The organism is Yersinia proxima, assembly GCF_902170785.1.
Classification (GTDB): domain Bacteria; phylum Pseudomonadota; class Gammaproteobacteria; order Enterobacterales; family Enterobacteriaceae; genus Yersinia; species Yersinia proxima.
This window is the reverse complement of the sequence record NZ_CABHYG010000014.1, coordinates 230,056-242,768: the sequence shown is the minus strand read 5'-3', so window position 1 is coordinate 242,768 and position 12,713 is coordinate 230,056. Positions and strand designations below refer to the sequence as shown.

The window sequence follows — 12,713 nt, the reverse complement described above, 5'->3', positions numbered from 1 at the left end:
CGCAGGGTTCGCTCAAAGTGGCTTAAACCAGACAACTCATAACGAACCATACGCTCAATCAATAAGGGCTATCTTGCTGTGGGACCAAAATAGCCAACAAGGCGACCAGCCGCCAGACAGGCGAAAAACCAGCCGATATGCAGACTCTATGCTATTGGAAAAAAAGTTTCAAATAACTTTGTTTGGAAATTTTGTTTTGTGCGATGTATCGCAAGTTCCTGCAAGGAAAAAAGGTCATGACCAAAAAAGCCAGATAGCCCACGCAATGCGCTTATTAAGCTAAAAACTCTTATTACCTCGCCACAAATAAGTTGTTAATGTTAAAAAAATCAACCAGATTAATGAGAGTTAAATGAATTTTACCCACCGAATATTTGAGTTTATTAGAAACATAATTGTTTCGTCGTTTTATTTAAATGAAATAAATATTTCTATTTTGACCAATATCCCGAAGCGATCTCTCATGTATTTCTATCGCAGCAGGAGCTGGCACTATGCCAATAGGTTAGTACTCTCTCATTTGGCTCGAAGCCCTCCCCAGCGCACAGCCAGGCTAGCGGCGCCTGCCAGAGTGATTAAGGCGACTACGCCAGTCCATCCCATTCTTTCCAACATCAAACTACCTAAGGCGGAGCCAACAGCCATCCCGATAAATACACAGGTAAATAACAGTGCATTAAGCCGACTGCGGGCCGCAGGTTCCAGACTATAAATAATGGTTTGATGGGCTACCAGTGTGGCCTGCACACCAAAATCAAACCCAATGGCGCTGAGCACAATAAGTCCTATCTGGAAGTGAAATGGCAGCAGTGGCAAAAGGAACAGAGCAGCAAAGGATAGGGTCGCCAGGCTTGCACCAATCAACGTAACCACTTGCGGCCCCCGGCGGTCAGCCAATGAACCGGCTAATGGCGCAGCTAATGCACCTGCGGCACCGGCAAGGCCAAACGCTCCCGCTACAGCACTGCCAAGGTGATAAGTATCCTGCAACATTACCGCCAGGGTTGACCAGAAAGCACTAAACCCTACAGACAGTAGCCCTTGCGATAATGCCGCCCGACGTAAATCTTTAAACTGCGACCATAAATGGCTCATTGAGGCGAGTAACGCCGGATAACTCAATGCTGAGGTTGCCGGTACGCGCGGTAAACTGCGCCATATCACCAGCGTTATTATAATGACCGATAGTGCGGCTCCCATATAAAGCGACCGCCAACCAAAATACTCGGCAACAAAGCCACTCAACACCCGTGACAGTAAAATGCCCAGTAGTAAGCCTGTCATAACAGTACCGACCGTTTTCCCCCGCTGTGCTGCTGAGACTAATGATGCAGACGCTGGGACAATATCCTGTGCCATTGTTGCGGCAATCCCGATAACAAAACTGGTTACCAGCAATGCATTTATACCAGGAACAAAACCACTGAATAGCAAAGCAGCCGTCAGCAGAATGCCCTTTAATAAGATAATAATTCGGCGGTCATGGCGATCGCCCAATGGGGCAAGCAACAATATCCCCAAAGCATAACCAATCTGTGTCAGCGTCGGTACTAATCCAACCGCTCCTACGCTGGCGTGTAAATCAGAACCCATAACGCCCAACAGCGGCTGGCTATAATAAATTGATGCGACGCTAAGGCCTGCGCCAGTTGCCAACATCAGAACTTTGCTGCCGGAAAGGGTTTTCTCAGCACTTTCAGTGTGAGTTGATGCGGTTTGAATGACTGACATGATGGCTACCTGTAATGATATTGAGGCTGCATTTTTACGTGTGCAGACCTATCTTGGTAGTCGCCTGGAGAGTAAAACTGTTATACGCTTAACGTATGACAGAATCTAATTTAGCTGGCATTGACCGTATAGAGTTAATGCAAACATTTATTCGTATTGTCGAAGCAGGCAGTTTGTCTGCGGCCGCAGCACGTCTGGGTACTAGCCAGCCGACTATCAGCCGCCGTTTGCAGACATTAGAGCGGTTGCTTGGCCTGAAATTACTGCAGCGAACCACGCATATCATGAAGTTGACAGATGATGGCGAACGTTGCTATTCCCATGCCAGGCAGCTTGTTGAGAGCTGGAATACCATGGAAGATGACCTACGTGGTGCGACTGATGAACCCAGAGGACTACTGCGCGTTCTGGTGCCACATGCTTTCGGGCAAGACCAATTAATCAAGCCACTCAAAGACTTCCTGCACCAATACCCGAAAATGTCTGTTGAATGGATGCTAAATGATCGCCGCCCTGACTTTATTGCTGAAGGTATTGATTGCGCTATTCAAGTTGGCTCAGTAACAGACCCCTCTGTTGTCGCTATCCTGCTGGCCGAAGTGCCACGTATTGTGGTTGCCGCACCTGAATTGTTAGGCGATAAGCCGCTGCCCACACACCCCGAGCAATTGCAGGATTTTCACTGGTTGGCATTGAATACGTTTTACCGTAATGAAGTTGTTCTGAGCCATAAAACAAATGGGGAAATACACCGTTTCTCTATACAGCCGCAATTAAGTACCGACAGCCTGTATGCATTACGAAACGCCGCGCTGATAGGATTAGGTGTAGGGATCGCGTCAACATGGGTAGTAAATGATGATATCAAACAAGGGAGGTTAGCTCATCTGACACCCGATTGGCATGGATTACCGCTACCGATCTATTTAGTTTACCCGCACGCCAGCTATTACCCAGCCAGATTGCGGGCATTTCTTGATATTATGCGCCAGGCTATGCCACACCTGGCCGGAACACAGAGCCCCACAAAGAAACGCAAAGATAAATAACAGAAAGGCTAGTTTTATTAATTTCCACATTATAAAAAACATATTGTTTTATCTATGGTACATATTACAAAAAAGAAACATATTTTCGCGTGACAATAATATAATGTTTTGTAATCTTTATTGGTACTTTAAAAAAATGAGTATCCTACAATGATAAAATTAATAATTACCGATCTGGATGGTACTTTTCTTGATGAGAAGGGGGATTACAATCGAGAAATGTTTCAGGACGTCAAAAAAATCATGGCGCAGAAAGGCGTCCATTTTGCGATATGTACCGGTAAACAATGCGAACGTGTAGAGGAGCTTTTCAAGGGAGATGCTGAACAATTCTGGATTCTGGGTGATAGTGCCACCAGAATTAAATATAAAGGCGAATATGTTTATCAGTCTCTGATTAAAAATAAACTTGGGTTGAATATCATTACCAAACTCGAAGCTATTAATAAAGAGCCCGTGCTCATTGCTTGTACATCAGAGGGGGCTTTTATTAAGAGTTCTGTTTCTAAAGAAATGGAAGGTAAAATTAAAAAGTCATATGCCAAAGTGACAAGAGTCGATGATTTTTATCAAGTGAATCATGATTTTGTCAAAATATCTATTTATGATGAAAAGGGTCGCTGCCCTGATTTTAAACCTCATCTACAGGAGTTCTTTGATAAAGCCTATATTGTTGTTTCTGAAGATGCCTGGATTGATATTGCTGATGTCGGCGTGCATAAAGGGCATACAGTCGAAATCCTACAGAATTTATTAAATGTTAATAAGGACGAGACTATGGTATTTGGTGATGGACTGAATGATATTGAATTAATGGAAAGAGCGACCTTCAGTTTCGCCATGCGTAATGCTTTTGAAGAAACTAAATCTGCCGCAAATTTTATCACAGGTAGAAATACAGAGAACGCCGTTATGTTAACTATCCAAAGGATGCTGACGCTTTCGTAAAATAAGCAGCACTTAAATATGGTGACAGCCAGTTGAATTTTTTTGCCATTCTACTGGCCGTCTAAACAGCATCAATCTATAGTTCTTTATGCTTATGTTGGTAACGAGAAGGCCATATCACAGCAGCTTCTACACCTAAAAAATCAGAAATGATTTTTTCTCCTTTTGGCCATTTACGTATAATGGTATTACTCAACGTCGATGAGCTTAATCCTGCGCGACGTGATAGCGCAGAGAGTGATGACCCCTTCTTTTTTACTGCGGCCATAATATCTGCTGGGTGCCAGTCATTTTTCATATTAATTCCTCATGTATAATTTATTATTAAGTTAATATATTAACCAACCTAATCCCTATTAAAACTTGATAGATTACGTTTCGTAGTGTTTTAAAGTAAATGAGTGGCAGAGTAAAATATATATCTATAAAATTATCATTTTAATTTGAGCAGTTGTAGAGTACAGACAGGCATGCTAACGTAAAATTCCAATCGCAATGTCAGGAGGTTATTATGGATGTTAAAAATAACTTAATGGAAAAAACAATTTTTGAAATTAAAAAAAACTTTCTTTAATTACTTTGACTGGAATAGTATGGATGTTAATTATGCCAGAGTAGATACTTTAAATAAAAGTATCTTTGCTATGCCAAGTAACTATGAATGGCATCTTATCTATTTTGATGAGAATTTAGATTTGAACACGAGTGAACGCCTTACACCGGGCGTTCAACATTGGAATAACTATTCCTATAAGTTTTCAGAAGCATTAAAGAAAAGCCATAAAAAAGGTTCCAAGGTAGACATTTGCACCCAACATAATAGTGTATTTGAAATTATCACCGTAAACTCCATCAATAGACTATCGTTTGCCGATATGGTAACCATCTATAAATGGAAACCTGTCATTGCTGATTACGCACATCGTGAATGGTGTAAACATCAGGATATCGTATTACCGTTACGAGAAAATATAACTCTACCAATGAATAGAAAAAAAGTTATTCATTCCTCAGATGAGTTATTAAACATACATCCTTATATGCGGTTTGGGGATCTCAAATTCACACAAAAAGAAATAATCACGATTCGATTATTACTTTCCCATCGCAAAGTTAAGGAAATATGTGCAATTCAAGGCTGTTCATTAACATCTGAACATAAACGAATCCAAAGGATAAAAGAAAAATTGAATTGTCAGCATCATTCTCTGGGGGGACTATTTAATGTGTTAAAGGAAAATGGCATTACTTTAGCTTGTTTAGATACTCAAATTAACTTCCCTTGAGGAGAATATTGAAAATACAAACAAAAAATATTATTTAATATCGAGAATAAAAAAGGACATAACAGATGAAATGGAGATTCAGACTCGGTGCTGTTGCTGGTAATGCTCTTGAATATTATGACATTGCCGTTTTTGCGGCCATCTCAACCTATCTGACAGCGGAATTGGAGCGCCAGGGTTATGAGCAGGCAACACAAATGGTGTGGGGTATATTTGCCCTGCGATTTATCGTCCGCCCCATAGGAGGATACATTATTGGCCGGTACGCAGATAAAGTCGGCCGCAAATCTGCCCTCATTCTCACCAGCCTTGTTACGGGTCTTGCCACACTCAGCATGGCATTATTACCTATCCATCTTTTAGGTTCATACACCCCCTTTGCTCTTTTGTTTCTGCAAATGGCACTTTCCTTTAGCTACGCGGGTGAGTATCCCTCGCTGGCAACATATTTGTTTAATGATGCCGCCCGGAACGAGCGCGCCAGGATATCCTCTCTCATTGTAGGCAGCGCAGTGGCGGGGGTGATCGCCTCATTGGTGATTGTTCTCTTGCTTGAAAAGTTGCTTGATCCTATAACTATGCAAACAGTGGGATGGCGTATTCCCCTATTGTTAGGGGCCGTCAATATTGCGGTAAGTTTCTGGTTCAGGGCGAGATTACCGTCGCAGAAAGCAGTAACGGCATATTATCATGGTGTTAATTGGAACAAATCTTTCCAAATATTCCTTATAGCAGTACCAGGCTCCGTCGTATTTTACGCACAAAATATGTCAACATCCCTTATCAGGGAAAATTTACAAATCGGTAATTTTAAGAGTGTGTATGCCATACTCTCGTCCTGTTCAATTTTGTTTTTTATGCTAATTTGTGGCTGGTTGACCGATAAATACAGTTCATCGCGCAAGGTGTTTAATCTCGGAATTACAGGATTAATTATATTCTATATTCCATTATATTTTATATTACGCAGTGATGTTACCTCGTTAGTTTTACTTGCCCAACTTATCATTACGATAAATACCGCAATGATCTCCTGCAATATTTCATCTGTTTTAGCTGACATTGCCGAGGGCCAGACCACCACTCTCAGTATGGGTTACAATATGTCATCCACTATTGTTGGAGGACTGACACCTCTGATTATCAGTTATCTGGTTTCTTTCGATCTGGTTTATGCCGGTATTTATATTGCCATGTCTGGTTTTACACTACTGCTTTCACATCGGCTCTATAAACCCGGCGCGCTATGAATAAAGAATGAGGTGCACAAAACAATTACTCCACTCAAAATATAGAGCAGGATTATCTACGAGCACAGAAGCACGACAAACTTTATTTTTGCTTCGCCGCCAGTGCCTGTGCACAGGCCCAGGCAGAACTCCAGGCCCATTGGAAGTTATAGCCCCCTAACCAGCCAGTGACATCAACCACCTCACCAATAAAGTACAACCCAGGCACTTTATGAGCTTCCATTGTTTTAGAGGAGAGCTCTTGGGTATCGACGCCACCAATCGTGACCTCAGCGGTGCGATAACCTTCTGTTCCATTAGGTTGCACTCGCCACTCTTGTAGGTTTGCCACCAACGCAGCCTGCTGCGGCACATTTAGCTGCTTCAAGGTGACATCCGGCAGTTGTTCCAGCGTCTGTAGACATTCCACCAACCGCTTAGGTAACAGTTGAGCCAGCGTGTTCTTCAACGTCTGATTAGGGTGGACTTGCCGCTCATTGTTCAGAAATGCGTCTAAATCAGCATCAGGAAGTAAGTTAATGCTCACATACTCGCCAGCCTGCCAGTAGCTTGAAAGTTGTAAAATTGCCGGGCCAGAAAGACCACGATGGGTAAATAAAATACTCTCACGGAAACTGACACCATTCTCTGCCGTCACCACCGCTGGGACTGAAACACCTGAGAGTGTTTGCAGATGATCTAACAAAGGCTTATGCAACGTGAAAGGAACCAGTGCTGCGCGGGTCGGTAATACTTTCAAACCAAACCGTTCTGCCAACTTATAGCCGAAGGGAGAGGCTCCCAATCCGGGCATAGACAATCCACCTGAAGCCACTACAAGTGAGTGAGCGCTCACTTTAAAATCATTAACCTGCAACGCGAAACCCGTCTCAGTTTTTTCTACTGACAGCACATCGCTACGTAATCGAATCGTGACTTGCCCCAATTCGCACTCTTTCAGTAAAAGCTCAACCACTTGTTGGGCTGAATCATCGCAAAACAGTTGCCCTAGCGTTTTTTCATGCCAGGCGATGTTATAGCGATTCACCAGGTCAATGAAATCCCATTGGGTGTAACGTGCTAAAGCAGATTTACAGAAATGAGGGTTTTGTGAGAGGTAAGCTGCGGGTTCGACAAACATATTGGTAAAGTTACAGCGGCCACCACCGGACATCAGGATCTTACGCCCAGCTTTTTTGCCATTATCTACCAAGAGTACCCGGCACCCTGCTTGCCCGGCTTGAGCCGCACAAAACAGGCCCGCAGCACCTGCGCCTATCACTACCACATCAAACTGTTCCACACTGGGCCTCACTGAGTAAAATCATCATCACTGCAAAAGTGTCCATTTTTTCGCCAAGTCGCATGCTATTTGTTCATTCAACCGACAAATTAGCGGCGGGAGATTGTAAGTCGCCCACTCTCAGGAAGCTATAGTAAGAAAATGTCTCATAGAGTAAAACTAAGTAACCTGCTGATATAACATGCATATGTTGTTAAAAATGACGAACTCATCTGCGGTCATGTCAAAAAAAGGTCATATTTTCCTTTTCCCCACCCCCCATTGTCACTGATAATGCGCCGCGTTCATGTCCACAAACTGGCGTAACGCTTATGCTACATCTTTTCGCTGGCCTGGATTTCCATACCGGCCTAATGTTAGTTCTTGCTTTGTTGTTTGTGCTGTTTTACGAAGCCATCAATGGTTTTCATGACACAGCCAATGCGGTTGCAACCGTAATATATACCCGCGCCATGCGTTCACAGGTGGCTGTCGTGATGGCAGGGGTGTTTAACTTCCTCGGCGTGATGCTGGGTGGTTTGAGCGTGGCTTATGCCATTGTTCACTTACTGCCTACTGATCTGCTGTTAAATGTCAGTTCGGCACATGGGTTGGCGATGGTCTTCTCTATGCTACTGGCGGCGATCATCTGGAATTTGGGCACCTGGTATTTCGGTATCCCAGCCTCCAGCTCGCATACGCTGATTGGTGCAATCATCGGTATTGGTTTAACCAATGCATTAATGACCAGTACATCTGTAGTAGATGCACTGAACGTTCCTAAGATGATTCAAATCTTCCTGTCATTAATCTTATCCCCGATTGTGGGTTTGGTTATTGCCGGTTTGATGGTGTTCCTGTTACGTCGTTACTGGAACGGAACCAAGAAGCAGCAACGTATTCACCTGACACCCGCTGAACGAGAAAAGAAAGACGGTAAACGTAAACCGCCATTCTGGACCCGTACTGCCCTGATCCTATCGGCTATTGGTGTGAGTTTCTCTCATGGCGCTAACGATGGTCAGAAAGGGATTGGCTTGATCATGCTGGTATTAATCGGCGTGGCTCCGGCTGGTTTTGTCGTGAATATGAATGCAACAGGCTATGATATTGCGCGCACCCGCGATGCAGTAACTCATCTGCAACAATATTATCAGCAGCATGTTGAAGCATTGCCTCATGCTGTCGCGCTGAAGCCATTAGTACCGACACCAGATACATTGCCAAACACCCCAGAACAGTTCCACTGTGATAGTTCACGCGCCATGATAGCGATTGATCATGCACAGGCACTGTTAGCGAATCTGCAAAGCTATGACGACCTGACGGTCGATCAACGTAGCCATATGCGTCGCTTGCTGATGTGTGTTGCTGAGACCGCTGGGGCTGTTGCCAAACTGCCAGAAACCAGTGCTCAAGACCGCCGTTTCCTCAATAATCTGCGCACAGATTTGTTAGAAACAGTGGAATACGCACCAACCTGGATTATCGTTGCCGTCGCTCTGGCTCTGTCTTTAGGGACAATGGTTGGCTGGAAACGTGTTGCAGTGACTATCGGTGAGAAAATCGGTAAGAAAGGCATGACCTACGCACAAGGGGTTTCTGCCCAGATGACTGCGGCGGTCTCTATTGGTATTGCGAGTTATACCGGTATGCCAGTATCGACAACTCAAGTGCTCTCATCAGCTGTTGCCGGCACCATGTTGGTGGATGGCGGTGGCGTACAGAGTAAGACGGTGAAGAACATTATGTTGGCGTGGGTCTTAACCTTGCCAATCTCAATTCTTCTTTCCGGCGGGTTGTACTGGATCGCGTTGAAATTTATCTAAATCCAGCGAATTAGCCATACTCAAATTGAGCAAACTCGAGTTTGAGATAAATAAAAGGCGGCCTTATCGGTCGCCTTTTTACCTGTTTCGATGCAAGAAGTTCATACTAATACCACAACATTAAGCCCACCAGACTGACCACAACCAAACCACATAGTGCGCTGGTCAGGATAAACTGCCCACGTAGCCTCTCACAACGGCGAATAAATTCCGGGTCATGATGATCGAGATAACGTTGAGCAAAGATGTAACCGACTAATCTAATCTGTTTGCTCGGCTGACCATGGGAGGTAAAGAATCCACCGCCATCAACATACTGATACAGCAACGGGTCGCAACCACGTAATACCACTAACAAAGCACGCAAAGATGAATAATAACGTGCCATATTAATCACACATACCACACACAAAGCCCAAAAAAGCGCGACGGTACTGATCATAATCATCCTCCCAGCGATATCATACGCACCAGATCCATTCCCCTGAACCCTTGCGCCATCGCTCACTCTAGCCGATACAAACACCCCCAGGGCCTCAAAAACTACCCCCTATTGTTCGCTCACTGATTGTGGTTCGATGTGTTATTTACTCGACACACTATCTGAACGTATTGGACTCCCTTTAAGAGTGTAGGAAATGAAATGAGAAATAGCCTGATAATCTCTAAATTAAGCCAAATTTGGTGTCTGTTAAGTATCGATTAGTATTAACTTATAACAAACTTTGTTCCCCATAAAAGTCTTGTTGCTCGCTAAAACACTGTCTAAATATTAATCTTTCTTAACTGATTTATATAAATCAAACGGCCATTATTTTTAGGTTATATTTACATCACAAATATGAAATTACCCACATCATGCTATCGGAACAGCGCTATACTTAGGATAATGATCTGCTTTAAATTCAATCAATGCGACGACACATTAGGGCATGCACGGTAGAGTTTGGTTCGTTTTTGGTGTAAAAAGACAGACACTGACTTTAGTGATCATCATCAAAACAGTGTGTTGTGATCCGTGAAACACTTCAGTTAGGGGTCATAATGATACTATGTCGATATCGTGTTAGCACCCGTTCAACAGGTTGAATGTTTGCTTACCCATTAATTAACATTATGGAAGGAGTTTACTTATGGCTTACAAACACATTCTGATTGCGGTTGACCTATCTCCGGAAAGCAAGGTGTTGGTGGAAAAAGCGGTCTCAATGGCCAGACCGTACAATGCCAAAGTTTCCCTGATCCATGTTGATGTAAACTACTCAGATCTCTATACCGGCCTGATCGACGTTAATCTTGGCGATATGCAGAAACGCATTTCTGAAGAAACACACAATGCGTTGACCGAGCTTTCTCAAAATGCAGGCTATCCAATTGAACAAACGCTGAGTGGTAGTGGCGATTTGGGTCAGGTACTGGTTGATGCCATTAAGAAATACGATATGGACTTGGTATTGTGCGGCCATCATCAGGACTTCTGGAGCAAATTGATGTCTTCAGCACGCCAACTGATCAACACCGTACATGTCGATATGCTCATCGTACCACTGCGCGATGATGAAAATGGTGAAGACGATTAAGCTACATAAGCCATATTAGCTTAGCATCATCACCTCTGACGCCCGCCTTTCGCGGGCGTTTTTTATGCGGAGACCCGCACCCGCCCTATATCTCCTCACATTAATAACCCTGCTAAGTTTTTGTCAAAATCCCTTGCGGCCTAAATATAAACCAGTGATATAGTCGGGGATGCACAACATCGTCTCCTCACTATTTTGGATAATAATAATAGGCCGCAAAAATCTGTCAGGAGAGTCTTAATTGGTACAAGGAATTATTAGTGATGAATGCTTTAACCTCTCTGGAGTCATTTTTAGAATCTTTACAACAACGTGATGCCAACCAACCAGAATATCTCCAAGCCGTACGTGAAGTTTTCACGTCACTTTGGCCCTTTCTGGAGCAAAACCCCCATTACCGTGAACAGAGCCTATTGGAACGTTTAGTTGAACCAGAACGCGTCATCCAATTTCGCGTTGCCTGGACTGACGATCAAGGTAAAGTCCAGGTTAACCGCGCATGGCGTGTTCAGTTTAACTCCGCGATTGGCCCCTATAAGGGCGGGATGCGCTTCCATCCATCAGTAAACTTATCCATCCTTAAGTTCCTGGGTTTTGAACAAACCTTTAAAAATGCCCTGACAACACTGCCAATGGGCGGGGGTAAAGGCGGTTCTGATTTTAATCCGAAAGGGAAAAGTCAGGCTGAAGTTATGCGTTTTTGCCAGGCGTTGATGACTGAGCTTTACCGTCATCTTGGCCCGGATACTGATGTTCCTGCAGGTGATATTGGGGTTGGCGGCCGTGAAGTGGCCTTTATGTCCGGCATGATGAAGAAACTGTCCAATAACACCGCCTGTGTTTTCACCGGTAAAGGACTTTCCTTCGGTGGCAGTCTGATTCGCCCGGAAGCCACCGGCTATGGTCTGGTTTATTTCACCGACGCCATGCTAAAACGCCACGGTTTAGGTTTTGAAGGCAGAAAAGTTTCTGTTTCCGGTGCCGGTAACGTAGCCCAATACACTATCGAAAAAGCCATGGAACTGGGTGCCAAGGTTATTACTGCTTCTGATTCAGGCGGTACTGTGGTTGATGAAGCCGGTTTCACACCGGAAAAACTGGCCCATTTGGCAGAGATTAAAAACAAACGTTATGGCCGCATCGAAGATTATGCGCGCGAACGTAATCTGGTTTATTTAGCCGACCAACAACCGTGGAATGTGCCGGTTGATATTGCCCTGCCTTGTGCAACACAAAACGAGCTGGACTTACCTGCCGCCCGTCAGCTCATTGCCAATGGGGTTAAAGCCGTTGCCGAAGGCGCTAATATGCCAACGACTATTCAGGCAACCGATGCTTTCCTCGATGCCGGTGTGCTGTTTGCACCAGGTAAAGCCGCCAATGCCGGTGGCGTTGCAACCTCTGGCCTGGAAATGGCACAGAATGCGGCTCGCCTGAGCTGGAAGTCAGAGAAAGTTGATGTCCGCTTGCATCACATCATGCTGGATATTCACCAATCTTGTGTCGAATATGGCGGAGAAGGTAAGCAAACTCACTATGTTCATGGCGCTAATATTGCCGCCTTTGTCAAAGTAGCCGATGCTATGCTGGCTCAAGGCGTGCTGTAAATAATAAAACGCCCATATTCTTTGAGATAAGCTCGAGAAGAGTATGGGCTATTTATATACAATCATATTCACAACTCACATTCATATGCATTAATCCATTCATATTAAAATTTCTCTTTAAGATTTCGCTTATTTAAAATAATAGCCTCATCAGTAATATCCCTACACATTA

At 44.0% G+C, this 12,713-nt stretch carries 11 protein-coding genes; 7 read left to right on the top strand and 4 right to left on the bottom strand.

All coding sequences use genetic code 11. The features are described from left to right. Nucleotides 1-516: 516 nt before the first annotated feature. Entirely contained in the window at nt 517-1,731 is a 1,215-nt protein-coding gene (locus FTB31_RS12785; protein ID WP_227720203.1) for an MFS transporter, read from the bottom strand. 95 nt (nt 1,732-1,826) lie between these two features. Between FTB31_RS12785 and FTB31_RS12780 the strand changes: the two genes are divergently transcribed. Both FTB31_RS12780 and FTB31_RS12775 read left to right on the top strand, forming a co-directional pair. Further along, on the top strand, nt 1,827-2,780 hold the full coding sequence (locus tag FTB31_RS12780) for a LysR family transcriptional regulator (RefSeq protein WP_050076698.1): 954 nt from the start codon (nt 1,827-1,829) through the stop codon (nt 2,778-2,780). 150 nt (nt 2,781-2,930) lie between these two features. Further along, on the top strand, nt 2,931-3,728 hold the full coding sequence (locus tag FTB31_RS12775; protein ID WP_227720205.1) for an HAD-IIB family hydrolase: 798 nt from the start codon (nt 2,931-2,933) through the stop codon (nt 3,726-3,728). 76 nt (nt 3,729-3,804) lie between these two features. Here FTB31_RS12775 and FTB31_RS12770 read toward each other — a convergent pair whose 3' ends face one another. Continuing rightward, nucleotides 3,805-4,026: a helix-turn-helix domain-containing protein gene (locus FTB31_RS12770; RefSeq protein WP_077175013.1), complete on the bottom strand. Its 222-nt coding sequence runs from the start codon at nt 4,024-4,026 to the stop codon at nt 3,805-3,807. A gap of 250 nt (nt 4,027-4,276) precedes the next feature. On the opposite strand from FTB31_RS12770, the gene FTB31_RS12765 reads away from it, so the two are divergent. Both FTB31_RS12765 and FTB31_RS12760 read left to right on the top strand, forming a co-directional pair. Continuing rightward, complete coding sequence (locus FTB31_RS12765) at nt 4,277-5,014, top strand: ribonuclease H family protein (protein WP_227731437.1); 738 nt, start codon at nt 4,277-4,279, stop codon at nt 5,012-5,014. A gap of 65 nt (nt 5,015-5,079) precedes the next feature. Beyond that, a complete protein-coding gene (locus FTB31_RS12760) occupies nt 5,080-6,264 on the top strand; it encodes an MFS transporter (RefSeq protein WP_050076694.1) in 1,185 nt (394 codons plus the stop codon). An 82-nt stretch (nt 6,265-6,346) separates the two neighbouring features. Here the strand turns inward: FTB31_RS12760 and FTB31_RS12755 are convergent, their stop codons facing one another. Next, nucleotides 6,347-7,546, bottom strand: a complete 1,200-nt coding sequence (locus tag FTB31_RS12755) for a BaiN/RdsA family NAD(P)/FAD-dependent oxidoreductase (protein ID WP_227731436.1) — start codon at nt 7,544-7,546, stop codon at nt 6,347-6,349. Nucleotides 7,547-7,857: 311 nt separating this feature from the next. On the opposite strand from FTB31_RS12755, the gene pitA reads away from it, so the two are divergent. Continuing rightward, the gene (gene pitA, locus FTB31_RS12750; RefSeq protein WP_050076670.1) at nt 7,858-9,354 is read left to right on the top strand and encodes an inorganic phosphate transporter PitA; all 1,497 of its coding nucleotides are present in this window, start codon (nt 7,858-7,860) and stop codon (nt 9,352-9,354) included. Nucleotides 9,355-9,460: 106 nt separating this feature from the next. Here the strand turns inward: pitA and uspB are convergent, their stop codons facing one another. Continuing rightward, nucleotides 9,461-9,796 (bottom strand): universal stress protein UspB, encoded by a 336-nt coding sequence (gene uspB / locus FTB31_RS12745; RefSeq protein ID WP_005187112.1) that lies wholly within the window; start codon nt 9,794-9,796, stop codon nt 9,461-9,463. 691 nt (nt 9,797-10,487) lie between these two features. Here uspB and uspA point away from each other — a divergent pair. Beyond that, nucleotides 10,488-10,934: a universal stress protein UspA gene (uspA, locus tag FTB31_RS12740; protein ID WP_005157389.1), complete on the top strand. Its 447-nt coding sequence runs from the start codon at nt 10,488-10,490 to the stop codon at nt 10,932-10,934. Between the two features lie 263 nt (nt 10,935-11,197). Then, entirely contained in the window at nt 11,198-12,541 is a 1,344-nt protein-coding gene (gene gdhA, locus FTB31_RS12735; protein ID WP_050076668.1) for an NADP-specific glutamate dehydrogenase, read from the top strand. Nucleotides 12,542-12,713: the final 172 nt, after the last annotated feature.

What these genes read in the sequence shown, in the direction of transcription:
- pitA (WP_050076670.1), top strand. Translation starts at nt 7,858, where the DNA reads ATGCTACATCTTTTCGCTGGCCTGGATTTCCATACCGGCCTAATGTTA.
- FTB31_RS12780 (WP_050076698.1), top strand. Translation starts at nt 1,827, where the DNA reads ATGACAGAATCTAATTTAGCTGGCATTGACCGTATAGAGTTAATGCAA.
- uspB (WP_005187112.1), bottom strand. Translation starts at nt 9,796, where the DNA reads ATGATCAGTACCGTCGCGCTTTTTTGGGCTTTGTGTGTGGTATGTGTG.
- FTB31_RS12785 (WP_227720203.1), bottom strand. Translation starts at nt 1,731, where the DNA reads ATGTCAGTCATTCAAACCGCATCAACTCACACTGAAAGTGCTGAGAAA.
- FTB31_RS12760 (WP_050076694.1), top strand. Translation starts at nt 5,080, where the DNA reads ATGAAATGGAGATTCAGACTCGGTGCTGTTGCTGGTAATGCTCTTGAA.
- gdhA (WP_050076668.1), top strand. Translation starts at nt 11,198, where the DNA reads ATGAATGCTTTAACCTCTCTGGAGTCATTTTTAGAATCTTTACAACAA.
- FTB31_RS12775 (WP_227720205.1), top strand. Translation starts at nt 2,931, where the DNA reads ATGATAAAATTAATAATTACCGATCTGGATGGTACTTTTCTTGATGAG.
- uspA (WP_005157389.1), top strand. Translation starts at nt 10,488, where the DNA reads ATGGCTTACAAACACATTCTGATTGCGGTTGACCTATCTCCGGAAAGC.
- FTB31_RS12770 (WP_077175013.1), bottom strand. Translation starts at nt 4,026, where the DNA reads ATGAAAAATGACTGGCACCCAGCAGATATTATGGCCGCAGTAAAAAAG.